Annotated in this window: 20 protein-coding genes and 1 CRISPR repeat array; of the genes, 5 read left to right on the top strand and 15 right to left on the bottom strand. The window is 31.0% G+C overall.

The window, feature by feature from the left end; all coding sequences use genetic code 11:
- The 5 genes from PQ963_04430 to PQ963_04410 all read left to right on the top strand — a co-directional run.
- A partial coding sequence (locus PQ963_04430) for an RNA-guided endonuclease TnpB family protein (GenBank protein MEN4028911.1) occupies positions 1-635 on the top strand: 635 nt, incomplete at its 5' end.
- Between the two features lie 23 nt (positions 636-658).
- Positions 659-817, top strand: coding sequence for a hypothetical protein (locus PQ963_04425; GenBank protein ID MEN4028910.1), 159 nt, complete (start codon positions 659-661; stop codon positions 815-817).
- 287 nt (positions 818-1,104) lie between these two features.
- Positions 1,105-2,487 (top strand): MFS transporter, encoded by a 1,383-nt coding sequence (locus PQ963_04420; GenBank protein ID MEN4028909.1) that lies wholly within the window; start codon positions 1,105-1,107, stop codon positions 2,485-2,487.
- A gap of 94 nt (positions 2,488-2,581) precedes the next feature.
- Complete coding sequence (locus PQ963_04415; protein MEN4028908.1) at positions 2,582-2,899, top strand: DUF4258 domain-containing protein; 318 nt, start codon at positions 2,582-2,584, stop codon at positions 2,897-2,899.
- On the top strand, positions 2,899-3,282 hold the full coding sequence (locus tag PQ963_04410) for a DUF2283 domain-containing protein (GenBank protein ID MEN4028907.1): 384 nt from the start codon (positions 2,899-2,901) through the stop codon (positions 3,280-3,282). The genes PQ963_04415 and PQ963_04410 overlap by 1 nt, the downstream gene beginning before the upstream one ends.
- Positions 3,283-3,366: 84 nt before the next feature.
- Here the strand turns inward: PQ963_04410 and PQ963_04405 are convergent, their stop codons facing one another.
- The 15 genes from PQ963_04405 to PQ963_04335 all read right to left on the bottom strand — a co-directional run bounded on the left by PQ963_04405 (position 3,367) and on the right by PQ963_04335 (position 21,695).
- Positions 3,367-6,066 (bottom strand): AAA family ATPase, encoded by a 2,700-nt coding sequence (locus PQ963_04405; protein ID MEN4028906.1) that lies wholly within the window; start codon positions 6,064-6,066, stop codon positions 3,367-3,369.
- Positions 6,063-7,190: a DNA repair exonuclease gene (locus PQ963_04400; protein MEN4028905.1), complete on the bottom strand. Its 1,128-nt coding sequence runs from the start codon at positions 7,188-7,190 to the stop codon at positions 6,063-6,065. The genes PQ963_04405 and PQ963_04400 overlap by 4 nt, the downstream gene beginning before the upstream one ends.
- On the bottom strand, positions 7,190-8,704 hold the full coding sequence (locus tag PQ963_04395) for an ATP-binding protein (GenBank protein ID MEN4028904.1): 1,515 nt from the start codon (positions 8,702-8,704) through the stop codon (positions 7,190-7,192). Before PQ963_04395 ends, PQ963_04400 begins: the two co-directional genes overlap by 1 nt.
- On the bottom strand, positions 8,692-9,753 hold the full coding sequence (locus tag PQ963_04390; GenBank protein ID MEN4028903.1) for a DNA double-strand break repair nuclease NurA: 1,062 nt from the start codon (positions 9,751-9,753) through the stop codon (positions 8,692-8,694). The genes PQ963_04395 and PQ963_04390 overlap by 13 nt, the downstream gene beginning before the upstream one ends.
- Positions 9,754-10,597: 844 nt before the next feature.
- Positions 10,598-16,217: a CRISPR direct-repeat array (repeat unit 30 nt; unit sequence ATTTCAATCCTAAAATAGTCTGATTTTAAC).
- A gap of 354 nt (positions 16,218-16,571) precedes the next feature.
- Positions 16,572-16,835, bottom strand: coding sequence for a CRISPR-associated endonuclease Cas2 (cas2, locus tag PQ963_04385; GenBank protein MEN4028902.1), 264 nt, complete (start codon positions 16,833-16,835; stop codon positions 16,572-16,574).
- Positions 16,836-16,840: 5 nt separating this feature from the next.
- Positions 16,841-16,999, bottom strand: coding sequence for a HEPN domain-containing protein (locus PQ963_04380; protein ID MEN4028901.1), 159 nt, complete (start codon positions 16,997-16,999; stop codon positions 16,841-16,843).
- On the bottom strand, positions 16,996-17,328 hold the full coding sequence (locus PQ963_04375; GenBank protein ID MEN4028900.1) for a nucleotidyltransferase domain-containing protein: 333 nt from the start codon (positions 17,326-17,328) through the stop codon (positions 16,996-16,998). The genes PQ963_04380 and PQ963_04375 overlap by 4 nt, the downstream gene beginning before the upstream one ends.
- A gap of 92 nt (positions 17,329-17,420) precedes the next feature.
- Positions 17,421-18,386 carry a type I-B CRISPR-associated endonuclease Cas1b gene (gene cas1b, locus PQ963_04370; protein MEN4028899.1) on the bottom strand — a complete coding sequence of 322 codons (966 nt, stop codon included), beginning with the start codon at positions 18,384-18,386 and terminating at the stop codon, positions 17,421-17,423.
- 85 nt (positions 18,387-18,471) lie between these two features.
- On the bottom strand, positions 18,472-18,894 hold the full coding sequence (locus tag PQ963_04365; GenBank protein ID MEN4028898.1) for a HEPN domain-containing protein: 423 nt from the start codon (positions 18,892-18,894) through the stop codon (positions 18,472-18,474).
- Positions 18,878-19,423 carry a nucleotidyltransferase domain-containing protein gene (locus tag PQ963_04360; protein ID MEN4028897.1) on the bottom strand — a complete coding sequence of 182 codons (546 nt, stop codon included), beginning with the start codon at positions 19,421-19,423 and terminating at the stop codon, positions 18,878-18,880. The genes PQ963_04365 and PQ963_04360 overlap by 17 nt, the downstream gene beginning before the upstream one ends.
- 44 nt (positions 19,424-19,467) lie before the next feature.
- Complete coding sequence (gene cas4 / locus PQ963_04355; GenBank protein MEN4028896.1) at positions 19,468-19,983, bottom strand: CRISPR-associated protein Cas4; 516 nt, start codon at positions 19,981-19,983, stop codon at positions 19,468-19,470.
- A 32-nt stretch (positions 19,984-20,015) separates the two neighbouring features.
- Positions 20,016-20,396 (bottom strand): type II toxin-antitoxin system VapC family toxin, encoded by a 381-nt coding sequence (locus PQ963_04350; protein MEN4028895.1) that lies wholly within the window; start codon positions 20,394-20,396, stop codon positions 20,016-20,018.
- A gap of 89 nt (positions 20,397-20,485) precedes the next feature.
- The gene (locus PQ963_04345) at positions 20,486-20,728 is read right to left on the bottom strand and encodes an AbrB/MazE/SpoVT family DNA-binding domain-containing protein (GenBank protein MEN4028894.1); all 243 of its coding nucleotides are present in this window, start codon (positions 20,726-20,728) and stop codon (positions 20,486-20,488) included.
- 289 nt (positions 20,729-21,017) lie between these two features.
- Positions 21,018-21,341 carry a nucleotidyltransferase domain-containing protein gene (locus PQ963_04340; GenBank protein ID MEN4028893.1) on the bottom strand — a complete coding sequence of 108 codons (324 nt, stop codon included), beginning with the start codon at positions 21,339-21,341 and terminating at the stop codon, positions 21,018-21,020.
- Between the two features lie 150 nt (positions 21,342-21,491).
- Positions 21,492-21,695 carry a HEPN domain-containing protein gene (locus PQ963_04335; GenBank protein ID MEN4028892.1) on the bottom strand — a complete coding sequence of 68 codons (204 nt, stop codon included), beginning with the start codon at positions 21,693-21,695 and terminating at the stop codon, positions 21,492-21,494.
- Between the last annotated feature and the right edge of the window lie 64 nt (positions 21,696-21,759).

The raw sequence follows: 21,759 nt of genomic DNA, 5'->3' as shown, positions 1-21,759 counted from the left end.
CTAATCAAGCAGTGGGTATTGATCTTGGATTGAAGGATTTAGCAACATTTAGTAATGGTTTTAAAACAGGTAAAATATATTTAAAAGAGGTTGATAATAAGATAAGGAGATATAATCAAATCATAAGCAAAAGAGTTAAAGATGGGTGTAATTGGCTGAAAGCGAAAACCAAGCTTAACCAATTATACTGGAAGAAAAAGAATATAATAAATGATTTTCTACATAAAACAACAACACGAATAGTACAAGAATTTGATAAAATCTATGTTGGAAATGTGAACAGCCAATTGGGATTGAAAAATAAGTATTTAGCAAGAACTACAGCAGATCAACACTGGTTTGAGTTCAAACGGCAATTAGAATATAAGTCTGATTGGTATGATAAACATTTTAGAGTTGTTAATGAAAAATACACTTCTAAAACTTGCAGTAATTGTGGATATGTTACAGAAGTTTGGGATTTGAATATTCGCAGATGGATCTGTCCTGATTGTGGTTGTAATCATGATAGAGATGTTAATGCTGCATATAATATGAAAACCTTGAATGACAAACAACGTCATTCAAGGTTTTTTCTAACCGTAGGAACTACGGGGATTGCCTTTGGTAAAACCAACAATCAGTTGGTGGATTAGGAATCCATTGACCTCTACAGGTCATGGTAGTTCAATCTCCCCAGGAATTTGAATATGTAATTTCCAGATGGGGTAAGGAAAATGATGCTGACAACTCTTTTAAAGCTCATTTTTTAGCTGGAATATCTTATCTCATTTTTTTCCCAGCGATAGCTTATGTAATTGGTAGAATTAGTTTTTAAACAAATTTTTCCCTATTGAATTAAATTATCTAAAACAATTTTAAATGACTTAAATATCAAAATTAAAGGTATGGATATCATAGATATATAAAATATATTCAAAAACCAGTTAGCCAAAAACTCCATTAACATAGTCATACTTATTATTAAGTTATTATTACATTTACATGTTACCCTCTGAATTTATCAATAATAGCTAATCTCTTAAAAATCATATCAGAATATATTTATGTTTTCATACAAAAAATGAGCGTGTATAATTTAATTTATTATATCTGGTGAAATTCATGGAAAACTACAGCAGCTATAAAACTCCCGCACTGGTTATAGTGATTATTTCATCATTTTTAACACCTTTTATGTCATCTGCCATAAATATAGCACTTCCAGCTATAGGAAATGAGTTTATAGCAGATGCAGTACTACTAAGCTGGATACCCGCATCCTTTCTGCTGGTATCAGCCATATTTGCAGTTCCATTTGGGCGAATTGTCGATATTTATGGTATGAAAAAGATTTTCATCTATGGAATGATTATTTTTACCATTGGTTCTTTTTTATCTGCAATATCCTTCTCTGCCACTTCACTTATAGCGTTCAGAGTTATTCAGGGTATTGGGTCTGCAATGATATTTGTCACAGGTCTTGCCATTGTAACTTCAGCTTATCTACCGCATGAGCGTGGAAAAATGATAGGTTTCATAATTGGGGCTGTTTATGTGGGGTTATCATTAGGGCCGGCACTTGGAGGAATTTTAACACAACATTTAGGCTGGAGAAGCCTTTTTTACTTAACTGTGATCCTTGGAATCCTGGTTATAACTCTCACACTCTGGAAATTAAAGGGAGAATGGGTAGCGTGTAAGGGGGAGAAATTCGACCTTCCAGGAACAGTGCTTTACAGTATAGCTTTACTGACCTTCATGCTCGGATTTTCAGAGCTTCCAAAAATATCTGGAATTATAATGATAATAATCGGTATCATAGGTCTTATAGCATTTGTTTTACTTGAATTAAAAGTTAAAGCTCCTGTTTTTGATATGAAACTCTTTAGAAACAGAACTTTTGGGTTTTCAAGCCTGGCTGCATTAATAAATTACATGGCAACATTTGCAGTGGTATTTTTACTGAGCCTTTATTTACAGCATATAAAAGGCTTTGATGCTCAAAGTGCAGGTTTTATTCTCATAGCACAGCCAGCTGTCATGGCTGTTTTAGCTCCTGTAGCTGGAAAACTTTCAGATATATACGAGCCAGGAATTATTGCTACAGTTGGAATGGCACTTACAGCATTTGGTCTTTTCATTTTCAGCTTTTTAAACAACAGTACAGATATTATGTTAATTACAGTGGGTCTTGTGATTCTGGGAGCTGGCTTTGGGCTCTTTTCGTCTCCAAACACCAATGCCATAATGGGATCAGTTGAGAGAGGATTTACAGGAATAGCATCTGCAACAGTAAGCACCATGAGGCTAATTGGACAGACATTGAGCATGGGTATAGCCATACTGATATTTTCACTTTTTATTGGAAGAGTGGTTATAGCACCTGAAAATTATCCTGCGTTGGTTTTAAGTATACAGATAACATTTGGAGTATTTACAGTGCTCTGTTTTGCAGGTGTTTTTGTATCGATTGCAGGAAGAAGTAAAAAGACAGAAAAAAGTTGAATTTTCATTTTTTTCTATTTTTCAAAAAATTTAATACACACATTACACATAATAAATAGGTATCTTTATATTACTTACATTCCAATAACAAGTGATGAATGATATTGATTTAGAAAATGTACCGCCAACTTTAGCTGCTACTTCAAAAAAGCAGATTATTTTCACATATCATGCACTTGAAAAGATGTATGATCGGGAGTTAGCTGAAAGCTGGATTATTGATTCATTGATTAATCAGAAACCCCAGGGGATATTAAAACAAGATTTAAATAAATTTAGGATGTATTATGTTCATCCAGCAAAAGATGGGTATGATTTAATTATTGTGATTGCAATTGTTAATTCTCCCGAAAAAGTTATAAGAGTAGTAACCACATATGAACAAAATGAAAAAGTAAGGGTGCGTAAATAATGAATAAAAAAGATTCATTTAAAATGGATAAAGATTACGACGTACAAAATGATGTTTTGTATCTTCATGTGATAGATGATTATGAATATAAGGAATCTCTTGAAATAGAAGGCAATATAATTGTAGATTTTGATAAAAATTATGTGCCTGTTGCTTTAGAAATATTAGATGCATCTAAATTTCTAAATGTAAGTAAATTTTCATTGAAAAATCTCATTAAGTGGGATATGAATATTCAGGTAACTGAAGATTCAATTAAAGTTAAAGCTTCATTTATAGTACCTGTAAGGCAAAAAGAAGTAGAAAAACCTCTTTTAGCTGAAGCTATGAATGACATTAATTTACCGATTATACAAACTCATTTTAATTTAGCAGAGGCATAATCCATGATAAAAAATCCAAAATTTAGAAAAATTTTTATGAAAAGTATAGAAAAATAAGTTCTTAACTAAAAAAAATAAAATATCTCAGTCTTCTATTGCAGATATGCCATTTTCTTTTTTAATTCTTAGAATATTATGGGCAGCTTCTTCTAAACCTGCATCATGAGTAACAATTATCATTTGAGGTATGACTGAAAGCTTTTTAATCACATCTATTAATTCATGTCTGCGGTAAGAGTCAAGATGAACTGTAGGTTCGTCAAGTATCATCAATTCTAAGTTACCTTTAACCAGGGTTTTAGCAATTCCAAGTCTTAAAGCAATTGCAACTGCTATAATTTCTCCACCGCTAATCATATCCAGTGTATTTTCACCAGAAGGGCCAAATAAAGTCGCATCGTAATTTTCATCCAGTTTCATATCTGAATACTCAAAATTAAACTTGTTAAAGAAATCGAGGGTGTTCCTTTCTATTAATGGTCTTGATTTATTTCTAAGATCCTTTTGAAGTCCATCCTTTCCGTATAATTTTCTTATTTCATTTAATAGTTCAATAAATCTACCAATTTTCTCTAACTCTTTCTTATCATTTAGATAAATCTTAATTTCTTTTTTAAGCTCACCTATTCTCTCACCAGTAGTCTTTAATTGACCTTTGAGACTACCAATCTCTTTTTGCATATTCTCTAATTCATTCTGGCATTTATTCAGGTCATCCCCAGCCTGTTTGTGCTTTTTGCTTTCATAGCCTATTTGAATAATTTCCTCTTTTTGATTTTCTATTTCCCTGGAAACAGTTACTATTTCAACTTCAGTATCATTTAAATTCTTTAAAATACTCTCTTTAGCCTTCACCTCACCACTTAATCTATCCAGTGTTTCCTTAATTTCTCGTAGATCATCAAGTTCGGTCTTTACCTGATCCTCTTTAACATTGATTTCCATGCAAAGTTTATTAATTTCAGATTTTAAAGCCCCAATCTTATCTTCAATTTGATTAAAAGATTCTAAAAGCTCTTCAGGGTTTTCCATTGCATTTAAGGAATTTTGAGCTCCAAGATATTTTTGATACTTATCCTTTAATTCTTCTTTTAAAGCAATTTTTTCATTCAATTTCAAATCAATGTCCATTAAACTTTCAACTGATTTTTCTACTTCAATTAATTGAAGCTTCCTTTCATCAATTTCGATTTTATTCCTTTTTAGATCTCTTGAATCCTTTTTAAGAATGTCAATATTAATTTTATCAACTTCAATCTTCCTTTTCTCTAAAAATTCTCTTTCAGACTTCCATATCTTTAAATTCTCATTATAAGAAGATATTTCGTTGTTATTATCCTCAATCTGTATTTTGTATTTATTCAGTAACTCTTCCCTTCTATTTTCATCCAGGTCAGATTCACATACAGGACATGTATCTTCAGCGTTTTCTAATTCCTCAATTGCTTTATTTATTTCTTTATTCTGCCCTTTAAGATCTGAAATTTTTGAATTAAATTCATTAATTTGATTCAAATTCTGTTTAAGGTTAGTTTCAATGTCTACTTTTTTTGTTTGCAGATATGATTCCAGTTCATCTATGGAATCTATTTCTTCTTCAAGAAGTTCTCCATATACTTTAAGCTTGCTATAAATGGTATTTTCTAATTCTTCTATCTTTACAGAAATATCTTTGATATCACGTTCAATCCTATTTTTTAATACGTCACTACCCTCAAATTCTTTCCTTGAATTACTTAATTCATTTATTTGAAGTTCTAAAGCTATAAAATTATCATAAAAATCTTTATTTTGAGCTATAATATTTTTAAAAAATTCAATTTTTTTAAGAGATTTTTCTATATGTACCTTTTCATTTTCTAATTCCCTTAAATTTAAAATTTTATCCTTAAGGTTTTCTAAGACACTGATTTTACCTATTTCAGGTTTTATTTTTTCTATTTGTGCCTCTTTTTTTTCTATATCGATAAGTTGGTTAGACAGCTTTTCTTCAAGTTTCTTAAGTCTATTGAGTGTTAGGTCCCCATGTTCAATATCCTGCTTTACTTTATTGAACATTAATTCCTTTTTATCAAAAAATTCTTTAACTGTTTTTAATTTACCCAGTTTTTCTTCGGTTTTACCTAATTTTGATTCCATATCCAAAATTCTTGAAGTTAATTCATCCATTTTATTTTCTTTTTTCTTTAAATCTTCTTCAGCATTTCCTAAATTTTCGAGTTTGCCATTAATTCGAATTTCCTGCTTTCTATAATCATCAATTACAAATTTCATGTTTTTCCAGGAATTTTCAAGGTTTTGAACACCTAAAAGTCTTCCCATCATCTCTTTTTTTTCTGCAGGATTTTTGGTAACCAGATTAGCAATTTCACCCTGTCTTACATATACAGCATTTAAAAATAGATTTTTATCCAGATCAATAATTTTTTCAACTTCATTACTTACTGCTGAATCTCCTTTTTCTATTACTGAAAATCGACCATTATCTTCAACATAAAGCATAGATTCTGGACTGGAATTTCTTTTTCTTTTTCGAACGACTTTGTATGTCCTGCCATTAGCAATGAATTCTATAGTGACCTTCATCTGATTTTTTTCATTATTTATGAGTTTATCCATTTTTTTACTGGCATATTCTTTAAAAAGCGCAAAACTAATTGATTCAAGAATACTGGATTTTCCTGCTCCATTATCTCCCATAATTATAGAAATTCCTGTATTAAAATCAATTCCTGTATTTAAATGAGATTTAAAATTTTCAAGCACAACTGTTTTAATAATCACTGGAATTCCTCATAGAATTTCCTGGTTATCACTGCCGCTTCCTCATTATGACCTGATGAAAGTCTTTCAAATAAAGCAACAGCAAAATCAGAGACTTCTTTGTCGTATTCATTTAACATTTCTATCATTAGATCCTGGATATTTAATGTTTCTGTTTCAATAATTGAAGGTTCAAAGGCCGTTTCAGACTTATATTTTGGACGTATCTGTAAAGTAATATCTCTAAAGAGTTTATTTAAATTTTCATGTACTAAAGATCGATTATAGGATTTTCCTTCAATTATTAATTCTACAATAGGCTTTTTATCTATTTTAAGGATTAACTCTCTTAATTGTTTGATTTCATCATCAAAATTAGAATATTGAATCCTTCTTTGAAGAATTTTACGTGATATTTTGACGTTAACCTCTTCAACTGCAGGAATATCTTCTTCCATGTCAACAAGGTTAAATCCCTTGCCCCTTTTCTTGTAGTTTCCAAGTTCATCCATTCTCCAGATTTCAGGGCATCCGGGATAAGCTAATTTACCTTCTCCAAAATCTTCTAATATTCTGGCATGAAGGTGGCCTAAAGCATAATAATTAAATGAATCTGGTAGGTCACCTATCTTCATTTCATATTCAAAGGGTAAATATTTATCTATAGCTTGATGTAAGACTAAAATTCTGTTTTTATAGTTTTTAGATTCATTTTCAATGGCTTTAATACTTTTTAAGAGAGATTTAGAATGGTATTTGGATCTGTAAGGTGATCCTCCTATAAAAATACCATCATGGTTATAATAAGGATTTTTTGATCCAATTAATTTTAAACCAAATTTTTTGTATAAAACCTGAGGGGGAAGAGCATTCTTTCTCATTACAATATCATGGTTACCTGCAATTGCATAAACAGGGATTTTCTCTTCCTTGAATTTTAAAAAACTTTCCTGGGCTGTTAGAAGTGCTTTTGTTGGAGGTCTTGAGGTTTCAAAAAGATCACCAGAATGGATAACAAAGTCAGGTCTTTCTTCAATGATTTTATCGATTAACCGATTGTAATGATGATAAAAGTCTATTTCTCTTTCAAAAAGACCATATTGTCTGTAACCCAGGTGTGTATCAGCTATATGGGCAAAGCGCATTAATATTCTTCCTCCAGTTCATCTAATTCATCTTCTTGCTCCTGCAGAATCTTATTTTCTTCCTCCACGCTTTTATTCCACTCTGCAACTATGTTTAAATCTCCTCCAGAAAGTTTACCTCTAAATTCATCAATTTTAACTAATGTAGGAATTTTGGTCATAAGCCCTAATACTATAGCCTCTCCTACATTTAATGAAGGTAACTGTTTTACAAGATCATCGCTCAGGCTTTCACTGGCTGTTTGAACATGCCTCTGGTCTTGTGGCTCAACCAGCCTTAAAATAATCATGTTATTTGCTTGAGAAAGCGAATCCGGGTCTAATGATTTGGGACTTTGACTTACAAGACATAAACCAACACCAAATTTACGTCCTTCCCTTGCAATTCTACTTATCCAGTATTTAGAACGTGCAGGTCTACTTTTAGGAGCTAAAATATGTGCTTCTTCAAGTACGAAAAATACTGGGTAACTAAGGATATCTTTTTCTTCTTTTCTAATGTAATTTTTCCTTTTATTTAAAGCATTTCGTAAAACATGACTTACTATTGTTTCTGCTGCTTTTTCATCAACAGAACCTAAATCAATGACATTTGCAGAATCTAATTTTATTTTATCCAGAATATCTGGTGAATTTAAATCTAAAATGCTATTATATTTATTTTTTAAGTCATCTATTTTATTTAACACATCAAAAATAGATTTAGAATATGTTTTATATTGAGGTTCATCACTTTCTATCCATTTTTCAAGTATTTGATTTATAATAGTAAAATAATCTTGATTTGTTCCATTTTCAATAACTTTTCTAGCCTGATTATGCGCTTTTCTGAAATATCTTTCCTGAACATAAGCTTTTTCATGAATGTTAGCTAATTGCTTTATTTCTGAAAATGAAAGGTATAATGGGTTAATTCTGGCTTTAATAGGGTTGACTCCACCATATTCAAACTCTGAATTTACATATTCAGAGTGCATATCAAATATTATAACACATCCATTTACTTTTAAAATGCCATTAATGATTACTGCCACAGTATTAGACTTTCCAGCCCCAGTCATAGCTAAAATCGCTAAATGGCGTGTAATCATCTTATTTATATCAGCTTCTACTTCCACTTCTTCCTGACTGATTAAATTACCTAATTTAAGACCATTACTTTCAATTTCAAATATCTTTTTAAGAATATGAGGATCCGCAATTTTAATTTCAGTTCCAGGCATTGGAGGAGTTCTAGGAATTCTCAGTTTTTCAACATCTCCTAAAATTCGAACACTTCCACGAATATAATGATCATCCCCTTCTATCTCCTTAATACGCTCCACAGTTTTTGGATCATAAATATCATCGTTAATAGAAACGCTTCCCCTGACTAAAGATTCAATCATTCCCAGTACTTTTTTCCCATCATATTCCATTGATACATATTCTCCAATTTGAGGCATTTCCTTGGAAATAAAACTCACTTCTACAGGTGAAGTTTCTCCAATACATCTTCCAATTATTTTAGCCATAAACCATCTCTCCCCACTTTAAAATCCGAATCATTAAATCCCATTATTCTTGAAATAGTATCAATATCACGATTTCGAAGTACAACATCATCATGCGCTTTTTTTAGTAAATAAGGATATCCTTCAGTACAAATACCTTTTAATGACTCCAATAAAGTAATGATTTCATCTTCTTTTGCTTTATAAGGTAATTCAAACTTCAAAATATTTTTAAAATCATCCAATCTCGCATAAAAAACTGTGAAAGTTAAATTTTTAAAAAAATCATTGTAAACAGGAAAAATTCTTTTGACCATGTTTTGGGATACTTCCAAATATTGTGGCTTTGAATATCCTTGTTTTTTACTGTATCCATCAAATATTGCCATGTCTGGAATATTAGAGTCAAATGTAGTTTGGTAATCTGTTCTTGTTGATGTTTTTGATATTCCTATTATCTGTTTTTCTCTCTTTTGAGCTTCTTTTAAAAAATACCTTGTAGCTAAGAGGTTTTCCAGATTCTCAAGATAAATTATAGAATCAACTATATTTTCCCCAAATGTTTCCATTGAATCAAATAATTTAGGAGACACTACTTGTATTTTAAAATTTTTTTCTAAGTCTTTTTCAATTTCTTTTAAATATTTTAATCTTATTTCATTTTTTATCCAATCTGGAAGCGTATTTTCCATAGGAGATGGCCTTATCAGTTTTCCCAAAAGTGAACCATCAAAAAGCATTAAATCAACATTAAATTCTCTGAACGCTTTTAAACTGCTTTTAATCTCATAAATGCTCATATATGTTTCTAATCGATTTTTAACATATTTATATGGATTAATAATATCAACATCGCAACATTCTACTTTTTGAAGATTTTTCCCATTATGTATTAAACATTCTGCATTTATAGCATAAACAACAAAACCCAGGAATTCTTTCCAGTTACGACTTCCATCCCCACCAGAAATAATTATATCTGTTTTCCGCTCTTCAATAGGCATGTCTACCCAATATTTTCCAGGATCAAATTTAATTTTTTCAAAATCAATTTCCAATTTATTATTCAATTCATTCCTTTTTTTCAATGCCTTTTCATAGAGAGAATCAAGCAATTAGTTCACCATGACCTATATAAAATAATTTTCACCATATACTAAGGAGCATATGTTATTTAAAAACTTATCTATCCTCACCACTTAGTTACAGAATGTTGAAAGGGCGCTGCCGATTTTGTTAGTGATTTTATGAATACATGTCTTCCGAAGTTTTTATAACTATCAAAGGACAATATATCTTGGGTTTTTACGTATGGTATCTTTAAATTGCACGCTATTAAACTTTTCGCATAAGAATTTGTTTTCCTCAATTTTTGAAGTTACTGTAACGATTTTGAATACACTGTTAGTGGTGTTTTTGGAAAAACCACTATTCTATCAGTCTAAAAACACATCCAAAAAATATTAAAAACAGAAAGAGGAATAAAAAACCATATGAAACCTGAAAAGCTTTGTTTTAGCCCTGAAATCATGGACTTCAAGGGCCGCCAAAAATCTGTGATTTTCGAGGTCTAAAAATATAGAATTTGGAGGGCTTTTTAAGATGAAAAAAGCAGAAATATTCGACAAATATCCAAAACATTGCTGGAAACACATTATAAATTTTATTCCATTTTTGTAAAAAAGGAACGTGTTTTCTTTTTTCCTGACGTTTACGACCTTTAGCGAGATATATCACTTCATTTTAGTGATATTACCAATAATTATTTGTTTGACATGCTGAAATCTTCTTCGTGTTTTACTTGGATTAAAAGTGTAAAAATTAAAAAAAATGTGAGCTAAATCTAAAAGATTAAAAAACTAAGAGAAAAAAAATAATAAAATCACTATACTTTTAGACAGTGCCAAAGAACTGATTTCAATCCTAAAATAGTCTGATTTTAACATGTGCACGGAAATAAGGTTTGTGTTGAAAATCATTTCAATCCTAAAATAGTCTGATTTTAACGCCTTTAATAAACAAATCTGATAATGATTCAGGTTCATTTCAATCCTAAAATAGTCTGATTTTAACAATTCTTTTTGTGGAGGTTAAAAAAATGTACAAATTTCAATCCTAAAATAGTCTGATTTTAACCTGATAGCTGTTTTGATAATAGTTCTTCAGCTTGCAGCATTTCAATCCTAAAATAGTCTGATTTTAACCTAAAGAAGACGCTGAAAAAGTTAAGGCATCCATGAAATTTCAATCCTAAAATAGTCTGATTTTAACCAGCAGATTTAACAACTATTTTGCAGTTAGGGCATTATTTCAATCCTAAAATAGTCTGATTTTAACATATTAAAATTAGAACATATCCCTTCATATTCACTCATTTCAATCCTAAAATAGTCTGATTTTAACCCGCATGAGCTATACATCATATCCGTCCCACCAATTTCAATCCTAAAATAGTCTGATTTTAACTTTTCCCTTGAAGCTGGCGTCTGTCTGTTTAGCGATTTCAATCCTAAAATAGTCTGATTTTAACTTTAAACTCAGTAAGGCGCTTCTGATTGCTATCAAAATTTCAATCCTAAAATAGTCTGATTTTAACAGGACTTCCAAGTCGCCATATATGTGTACCTCCACCATTTCAATCCTAAAATAGTCTGATTTTAACTTAATAGAACCGATGCCATTACATAATTATGTTAGGGATTTCAATCCTAAAATAGTCTGATTTTAACTACCCTGGATTGGATAACAAGACAACAGCTTAAATATGGATTTCAATCCTAAAATAGTCTGATTTTAACTTTAGCCGAAAGATCAAACAAATAATCAACCGAATTTCAATCCTAAAATAGTCTGATTTTAACAAGGCAAATATCATAGACATGAAAAAGATATTAAAAATTTCAATCCTAAAATAGTCTGATTTTAACCCTGTAGCAGCAGTTAAATCATTTGAAGAAGAATTATTTCAATCCTAAAATAGTCTGATTTTAACAAATATAACCTTTACTGGCTTTGTGTAGGTAAAATACATTTCAATCCTAAAATAGTCTGATTTTAACAGATAAAGCAGGGAACTGTGTAGATGCAAGTCACAATTTCAATCCTAAAATAGTCTGATTTTAACAAATATATCATAGTTAATGTATATGTCACACGCACATTTCAATCCTAAAATAGTCTGATTTTAACTCACCTTTAAGTCCTCTGGATGTTTTGCATGCTTTTATTTCAATCCTAAAATAGTCTGATTTTAACAAGACACCACCATCTCCTTCCAATCATACCTAGCGAATTTCAATCCTAAAATAGTCTGATTTTAACTAATTGCAGGTGCACTACTGTTCCTTATACATTGCCTATTTCAATCCTAAAATAGTCTGATTTTAACCGACATCAAAAATGATGCATGCCCGTTATTTCACCATTTCAATCCTAAAATAGTCTGATTTTAACCGTATACCTGTTCTGATTTCTTCTGTTGCCCCTCTAATTTCAATCCTAAAATAGTCTGATTTTAACCCCACATAGCGTTCTCATTGGAGGCGGGGGATTCGGATTTCAATCCTAAAATAGTCTGATTTTAACTCAAGAACACTTGTTTTATATATTTTATCCGCTTCCATTTCAATCCTAAAATAGTCTGATTTTAACTAAAATGCACTAAATAATGGAGGTATTATGTTAATTTCAATCCTAAAATAGTCTGATTTTAACCTCTGCGCAAGATTCTTACTGATATCACTGTTTACAATTTCAATCCTAAAATAGTCTGATTTTAACTAATCAAGGCAAACACAAATCAAACCTTCTTTACTAATTTCAATCCTAAAATAGTCTGATTTTAACAGTTAGGTTAAAAACCCCTGTTCCTTGTATAGCATTTCAATCCTAAAATAGTCTGATTTTAACGGGAAAAGAGTACATTCAGTATAACACCAGGACCCACACCATTTCAATCCTAAAATAGTCTGATTTTAACTGTCTACACAACTTAATACTAAAACAGTTAATTTTTATTTCAATCCTAAAATAGTCTGATTTTAACCCCTATTATTTCATATGACACTGAGACATTAGAATTTCAATCCTAAAATAGTCTGATTTTAACTCTCGTCTGCGGTTGTAACAACACTCCGCATGAATTCATTTCAATCCTAAAATAGTCTGATTTTAACCTCTGCTTTAATTTCTGCAAGAGGCCCTGTTTTAGGATTTCAATCCTAAAATAGTCTGATTTTAACTCGCTACATTAATCACGATCCTTGCTAATCTTATCGCATTTCAATCCTAAAATAGTCTGATTTTAACGATAGCGCCTTTTTTGCCTAAATGCCTGATGTTTGGAATTTCAATCCTAAAATAGTCTGATTTTAACTCTTACTCCGATTACATTGATCCAGATTCTCCATGAATTTCAATCCTAAAATAGTCTGATTTTAACTTCAAATCCTCCATTCCGAAGATTATTGATTAACGAATTTCAATCCTAAAATAGTCTGATTTTAACCAGATCCATATTAACATTAAAAAGCTGTGACATGAATTTCAATCCTAAAATAGTCTGATTTTAACAGCGCCGTATCCAATGCTCCTGCAGTCATATTGTCGCATTTCAATCCTAAAATAGTCTGATTTTAACTTTTTATTGGTTTTAGTGAATTTGTAGTGAAATTGAATTTCAATCCTAAAATAGTCTGATTTTAACGGCTGCTTTCGAGGTTTTCAACTCTACTTCGTGCAATTTCAATCCTAAAATAGTCTGATTTTAACTTTCGCTTCTTTTCGTAAAAGGGGGATTTTCATTTTTATTTCAATCCTAAAATAGTCTGATTTTAACGGATTGAATTGGGTAATTATCAGATTGATTTTTTTGATTTCAATCCTAAAATAGTCTGATTTTAACTTCACTTCTTTAACTATTGTATTAGTTTCTTCAACTTATTTCAATCCTAAAATAGTCTGATTTTAACACAGAGTAGACAGCGCTTTAAATAAATTAGGATTGTCATTTCAATCCTAAAATAGTCTGATTTTAACGTAATAACAAAAGAAGGTGTGAACCCTTCAAGTTTTAATTTCAATCCTAAAATAGTCTGATTTTAACGGCGCCGGATCAGGGCTTGATGCAGATATGTTAGAATTTCAATCCTAAAATAGTCTGATTTTAACTATACCCTACATCGCACAGCATCAGTAGTCGCATTTCAATCCTAAAATAGTCTGATTTTAACCAGGCACCAGCACCGCAGCTACAAACATAGGAACAAATTTCAATCCTAAAATAGTCTGATTTTAACAGCAGCGCAATATATACCAGATATGTGAATGAATTTCAATCCTAAAATAGTCTGATTTTAACGGATGATATTTTTATATCTGCATGATGTTGTGAATGAATTTCAATCCTAAAATAGTCTGATTTTAACAACCTCAGTGGGGCTATGTTGTTTCTGGCGAATACGGATTTCAATCCTAAAATAGTCTGATTTTAACTTGTTTCACCCTTATACTTGATGAACCATATTTCTTATTTCAATCCTAAAATAGTCTGATTTTAACTCATTCGAGAAAAACGTTGCTAAGGAGTTTGGCAAAATTTCAATCCTAAAATAGTCTGATTTTAACTGTGATGCTACTGTTACAAACATAACAATAGATAATATTTCAATCCTAAAATAGTCTGATTTTAACGAGCAAAGAAGTTGGAGCAGCATTTACACAACAAAATTTCAATCCTAAAATAGTCTGATTTTAACGGACATATTCGGTAGATTCTGGAGAGGGATTGTAGATTTCAATCCTAAAATAGTCTGATTTTAACCTTCAAAGGGTTATTAACTGAAGAACAGTACCGCTCAATTTCAATCCTAAAATAGTCTGATTTTAACCCGTATAGCGTCGTTGAATGCTGTTATGTCATGATTTCAATCCTAAAATAGTCTGATTTTAACCCACCCAAAATTGAATTTTCAGTTTCTTTGATTTGTATTTCAATCCTAAAATAGTCTGATTTTAACAAAAACATGTTGACGGGCCATATCCATACTACTGGAATTTCAATCCTAAAATAGTCTGATTTTAACTGCACATGCTGCTTAACAATGACACTGTTTCTACAATTTCAATCCTAAAATAGTCTGATTTTAACGGGATAGGGATCAGATCTTTTTCAAAGAAGGTATTTATTTCAATCCTAAAATAGTCTGATTTTAACCAAGTAGGACACAAAACAGTATGGTTTATTCTGTAATTTCAATCCTAAAATAGTCTGATTTTAACTAGTACATGCATGTAATTTCATACATCCACTACTACATTTCAATCCTAAAATAGTCTGATTTTAACATTATGCATTCACAAACAAGATATCCACGAAATGCCATTTCAATCCTAAAATAGTCTGATTTTAACTCAAAAACGTATTTACAATCCTCTTTAATGCCAATATATTTCAATCCTAAAATAGTCTGATTTTAACCATGCTCAAAAAATATCCACGAAACTATCTTAAAAATATTTCAATCCTAAAATAGTCTGATTTTAACTATCCTTGCACTGTATGGAATTGCTGAGTGGAAGGGATTTCAATCCTAAAATAGTCTGATTTTAACAGATTGTATCGGAGAAAGTGACACTTTCTCTAAATCATTTCAATCCTAAAATAGTCTGATTTTAACTCCTCTGCTACTTAATCCTATGGTAGGGTCTACATTCATTTCAATCCTAAAATAGTCTGATTTTAACAAGTTAAAGAAGAATTTGATATTGCAGTCACAGCTGATTTCAATCCTAAAATAGTCTGATTTTAACGTTTTCCACGAGCTTTGTCTTCTGGCCAGGGAATTGATTTCAATCCTAAAATAGTCTGATTTTAACTTATTAATAATATATTTCGCCTGTTCTTTTTGCCATGATTTCAATCCTAAAATAGTCTGATTTTAACTGCATTTTTCTTAATTATTTTCTGCATCTCACGATTTCAATCCTAAAATAGTCTGATTTTAACTTGTATAATCACAGAAAACGAATTCGCGATGAAATTTCAATCCTAAAATAGTCTGATTTTAACAATATCCTTTATAATCCTGAAGCAAAAATAAGGAAAATTTCAATCCTAAAATAGTCTGATTTTAACCTTAACTCATCACCCCTTGCTTCAATATTTGTTTTCATTTCAATCCTAAAATAGTCTGATTTTAACCACCGCCCCACCTAACAATTGCAGTGCAGCGCCAATATTTCAATCCTAAAATAGTCTGATTTTAACTTAAAAAAAACATTTTTTATTTTTTTTGTTTAAATGGATTTCAATCCTAAAATAGTCTGATTTTAACGTTTAAGGAGGAAATGTTCACATATTATGATAATAGATTTCAATCCTAAAATAGTCTGATTTTAACAATTAAAAGAGATAGATACAATAGTAAGATCAAGTTTATTTCAATCCTAAAATAGTCTGATTTTAACATAAACACTAATAAATTAATATACGTATATAAACACTATTTCAATCCTAAAATAGTCTGATTTTAACAGGCCGAAAATTTGCCCTATTTCCTAAGATTCATTTTCTCCTCTCTCCTATAAATACGTTGTTATCGTCGACCTCCAATTCCTGAATTCCTTTATATGGATCGACGACTTCTGAATCATAACTTTTTTTGGAAATTAAGGACTTATATATCTTTTTTATTTATTTGTAAGAATAATAATAAGGAACAGTTTAAATAATTATGTATAACTTATTTTAAAGCAATTTAAATATAAAATAACTTAAAGTAACTTTAATCAGGCGCTAAAAAATCAGATAATAAACGATCCATTATTTAGGCGTTAAACACAAAAAAACATTACTTACTACATTAAAATAAAAATAAAATCTTATAGATCAAAGTATACCATCAATAGGTGCTTTTTCAACACCTAAAACCTTCCTGTTAAATGCATCTGCAGTTCTAAACCTGTATATTATCACAGAATCCTCGTTTTTTTCTATAATATCCATTAAACCTGTTTTTATTTCTTCAAGCTCGCTTTTTGTGACTTCTCCTTCAAAAACAGAATTTTGAATCCAGTAGAGATGTTTTCGGAGGAATCCTTTGACTTTATTGACCCGTTCCACTTTAATATCATAGACAATTATCACGTACATTCAGATCATCTTTGAAAATGTTTCAAGACAGCTTCGGCCGCATAAAACATAGCATAATAGGATCTTGAAACAGAAACGTCGTTAAATCCGTTATTAACAAGTAACTTTGCAGATTCTAAGCTGTCATCAGCTCTTTTAATAAGCGCTTTAATTTTTTCTTTCATACTGTTATCCCTTCATTTTGGATATGGTAATATAAAGGCCATTCTACATCTTTAATTTCTTCTTCAGACATTGGGTTAACAGATATAAGCTCCCCATATTCTATTGTCAGTGGATAAATGATATCATGTATCTTATCAATTTCTTTGATTTTATCAATTCTACCCTTTAAAACAACCGCAATGTCGATATCTGATTCAATTGTAGCTTCATCTCTATCAAGAGAGCCATAAAGGATAATTGTAAGGCGATCATCATAAATATTCTTAAGTAACTTTTTAATCTCTAAAAGAATCGGTTTTATTTCCTTCATAGATCTTTTAACCTTCATTTTCGCCACCTGCAATAATTTTATATCTAAATTTAATTTGTTGTTAATAATATTAAATTCTTCTAAACACTGAAAAGTTGAGATTTGTAGTTCTACCACCACATTACAAACGGTTTATATTCTTTAGACCCTAAAATATGTTTTATAAGTTTATATGCCTCAAGTCTAATAAGTCTCTTATAAGAAACCTTCCTGTTAAGTTCCCTGTGTTTGATGGTCTTTTTAAGCCGTTCATCATACTCTTTAATGAAAGTCTTCCTTCCACTGTCATTTAAAAGACAGTAATTAAGATCTTTTTCAAAATCATCTTCACTGAGCATCCTTTTGTTTACAAGATAGAAAATCAGCCGATCTACTAAAAATGGCTTGAAAATTTCGCTTAAGTCCAGTGCCAGTGAGAATCTACGTTCAGATGGCTCGTGAAGATAAGAAACCGTTGGATTAAGCTGAGTATTATAAATTTCAGACAGAACTGTTGAATAAACCATGGAATTGCCGAAGCTTATAAGCGCATTTATCATATTTTCCGGCGGTCTTTTAACTCTTTTATCGAAATTAAAGCTTTCTGGGAGAATTTCATTCATCTTCTGGTAATAATCAGCACGTATCCTGCCTTCAACATTCATAGCTTCTGTTATCATGTTGCAACCTTCTAAATCCAGCAATATGCTGCTTATCTGGTTTTCAAGATTATAATACTTGAGAACTTTCTCCATATTTTTTGCAGCGCCTTCCACAAATTTTTTAGCTATGAAAATTCTCTTTCCATGGTCCAGATAATGTTCTGCCTGTTTTATAATCAGATCTCCAGATAATAGCTTTTCTCTCGGGTAAAAACTGCCGTCATAATAGCCATAATAGTTAAAGAAATGAACTGGAACGCCTTCTTTTGCAAGAAGATGCATTGCCTGGGAAGAAAAGGTTAACGAGCCATATGCATAGATAGAATAAATTTTGTTGATTGGAATTGGCTTTTTGCCGTCTTTATTTACAAAATAAACTGTATTTTCTCGTTTTTTAAGCAGTCCATCTGACATTAAATAGTAGTTCTTTTTCATTAGCTCACCAACACATGACTATGTAGTAATCTAATTGATTTTATTTACAAATTTTATATTTTTTCATGTTTCAAGCTCTTCTAAATTAAAGTAGATTCTCTACTTCGCTAATTAACTTTTTTGTAGATTCAAGCATGTCATGTGCGAGGTTTTCATTATATATGTAGCTATAATCTGCCCTTTCTCTTGCTCTCATCGCGAAATCAAAGTCTTCAAGTATATCTTCACTTATAAGGCCATTATCAACAAAAATAGCTTCAATTGCAAACTTAAGGCAAATATGACTTTTCTCTCTATAGCCTCTACTAAAAAGTAATCCCCTAAATGCATGAAACATCGAATAGTAGCTTTGAACAATCGTCCATTTATAATTCCCTTCATTTACGGATTTTTCTGCTGATTCTAGATCATAACGAGATTCTTCGAGCTCTTTTTCAACTAGTTGAGAATCAATACCTGTTTGTACTATCTTCCCTCTATCTTTACATCTTTCAAATTGATATTTCATGTAAAACCCTTCCTTTTTTAATTCTAGAATAGAATGGCGTATCTTTTTGTTGTAGTGTTCTTAATTCTGCATTATTAACAATTATTGGAGATATTTTTCTTTCAATAATCCTTTGATGCTTATTAATTATTCTATTTACTTGTTTTCCATCATCTGAAAGGACAAATAAATCTATATCACTTTCTTCAGTATCTTCTCCGTCTGCACAGCTTCCAAACAAAATTATCTGATCTGAATCAGCTTTAAGATCTTTAATCATTTCATCTATTTCAAGCAATGTGAAAACGATTTTAAGCTCTTTAAGCAGTGGACTTTCCATGTTTGCTTTATATAGGCTTAATTTTCCTATTTCAGATTTAATTACGAGCTCTTCTTCTTCTAATACTTTTAAATACCTGCTTGCTGAGCCTAATCCTATTTTAAGCCTTCTTACAATCTCTCTTGTATGATACTCTTCTCGGTATCTTTTCCCAAGGAAGCATAGTATTTTTAAAGATGGTTTTGAAAGAATGTTCATTTTTTGGAACATATGTTCATTTTTTGGAACAACTTATATTTAAATTTTTGGAACAATCAAACCCAGCAGAACTCAAAATATGCACATTTCCTGCAAATTCTCATTCTTTCAGGTTTTGGAGCGTCTTCATTAATTATATTGCCAATATCTTCAATTATGGTATTTAGTTCATTTTCTTTAGATTCATCTAACTTTACCATTACTTTCTTTCTCATCTTAGGATAATTAATTATACCTTTGATGTTTTCAATACCTTTTTTGTTTTTTAAATAGCACATGTAATACAGGAGCTGATATTCATGCGCCCTTTCCATTTTACTGCTCTTTTTAACTTCATGAAGCTCCAGACAATCCTGTTTTTTAATAAAATCAACGCTGATTAAATTATCAATTGTATACTCTTTTTCATCTTTATAGCTTTTTGAATGCAGTAATTTTCCAAGGGATAAAAGATCAGATTCCTGTTCCATCTGAATATGGTGAGAAAAAAGCCAGAGTTTCATCTTGCAGATGAAATAATAGTTGATCTGGGTCCCTATTATTCGAAGTTGTTTTTCGGAGTCTGAAAGCATGCTTGGTCCCTAATTATGGTAGTATGAAAATTTTAAGGCTTTTTAAGTACATCATCAGGCGTTACAACATTTTTCATCCATTTAAAATGTTTTAAATTATTTGTAACCAGTTTTGCATTCAATTTGATTGCAGTGGCCCCTATAGCATAATCTCTCGCATTATCTTTGAAATCCCGGTTTTCAATGGATCCACGGGCTGCTTCTGCTGCATCATCTTTTCCAAAGGGAACAATAGATATGTTCATCTGTTTCAGGAATGCATCTACCATAGATTCGGTATTTCCTTTTTTAAGATTATGATAAAGATATTCCATATAAGCAAAAGCAGGTAAATATTTCACATCTTTTGATGTAAGAAGCCAGCCGCAAAATTTTTTGCTTTTAAAAACATTAGTATCAAGAACCAGTTTCATCCAATCACCAAAAACAAAAAAGTTTAGTTATTCATTATTTATCTTTGCCCAATGATTCGAGACTCTTTTTAACTCCTCTTTTGAACCCATCAAATACTGTGTGTTTGGGTATCAAAATCAAAGATTTTGAAACCTTCTCTTGATTCGGTTATAGTTTCTTCAATGTCCTTTGATGCCTCTACCATTCTGTCCCTTAATTCTTCAACTGTCATGAGAATCCATTTTCCTTCCCTGTCTTTTACAAAAACCACTTTGTCTCCTTGATGAATATTAAGATCTTCTCTCACTTCTTTGGGAATCGTTACCTGATACTTCTTTGTAACACTTACCATGGTATCACCTTACTATTTCTATATTTGTAATACTTTAAGTAGTTTGGTAACTTTCCAGGTGATACAGATCAGATTCCTGTTCATCTGGATGTGGTGAAAAATGTTAAAGCTGATTTCAGAAATTTTACGGCGAAATTAGTGACTTACACTCTTCTAAAAACAATTCCACACCTTCAATAATAATTCCGGCTTCTTTTTTTGCCTAATTGGACATAAATCATAATCATTTTCAAAAAGAGTTTTAGCTGCTTCAAGTTTTTCAAATAATTTTCCATTAGAATTTTTCTTCTCATCCAGCAGATTTTATAATTATGCCTTCTTTAAAAGCTTCATTTACTATTCCAATTTCATTTTTCTTTTTTTCGAATTCTTCTGGAGTGTAGGGCAGTATATCCACATCCTGATCAAGATCCCAGAACTCAAGGAGTTGTTGAATTCTCTCCAGGAAGTGTATGCCTTCAAATTTTTTGCTTACAATTATAAAATCATAGTCACTTTCTTTAAGGTATTCATTTCTGGCCCTGCTGCCAAATAAAAGTACTAATTCTGGGTTAAATTCTTTTTTTACAAGATATAAAAAGTTTTTTATATCTTCAATTCCTTCTGGACCCATTTTATCACATTTTTTGCAATTTCTAACCGTTCTTTTGCTATTTCATCGTCGTAAAGCTCATAAGGAACACCATGTGCAGCGTCAGGGTAACGGGTAATAACGAAATCAGGGCTTAATTTTCGAAGCCCGCTTAAAAATTCAATGGGGATTTTAACGCTTCTTCCAAAAAAGTAGTGAATGAGTTGGACCGGGAGACTCTTTAATTGTATGGATATAAAGTGCTTTTAGTGCCTTTTCAGTGGCCTGTTGAGATAAAAAAGCAGTTACATAATATTCATTGATCTCAATGTTTTTGGAAGCACTTTCCAGGTTCTTCAGCGCCTGCTTCCACCAGTTAGAAACTTCTTCTCTCATTTTAAACCTCTAATATTATTTAGAATTCGGGAGTATTTATGGGTTTAGATTTTAAACTGAATTA

This window comes from Methanobacterium sp. (genome assembly GCA_039666455.1).
Taxonomy (GTDB): Archaea; Methanobacteriota; Methanobacteria; order Methanobacteriales; family Methanobacteriaceae; genus Methanobacterium_D.
Note: the sequence above shows the minus strand (reverse complement) of the source record. Positions and strands in the feature narration are given on the sequence as shown.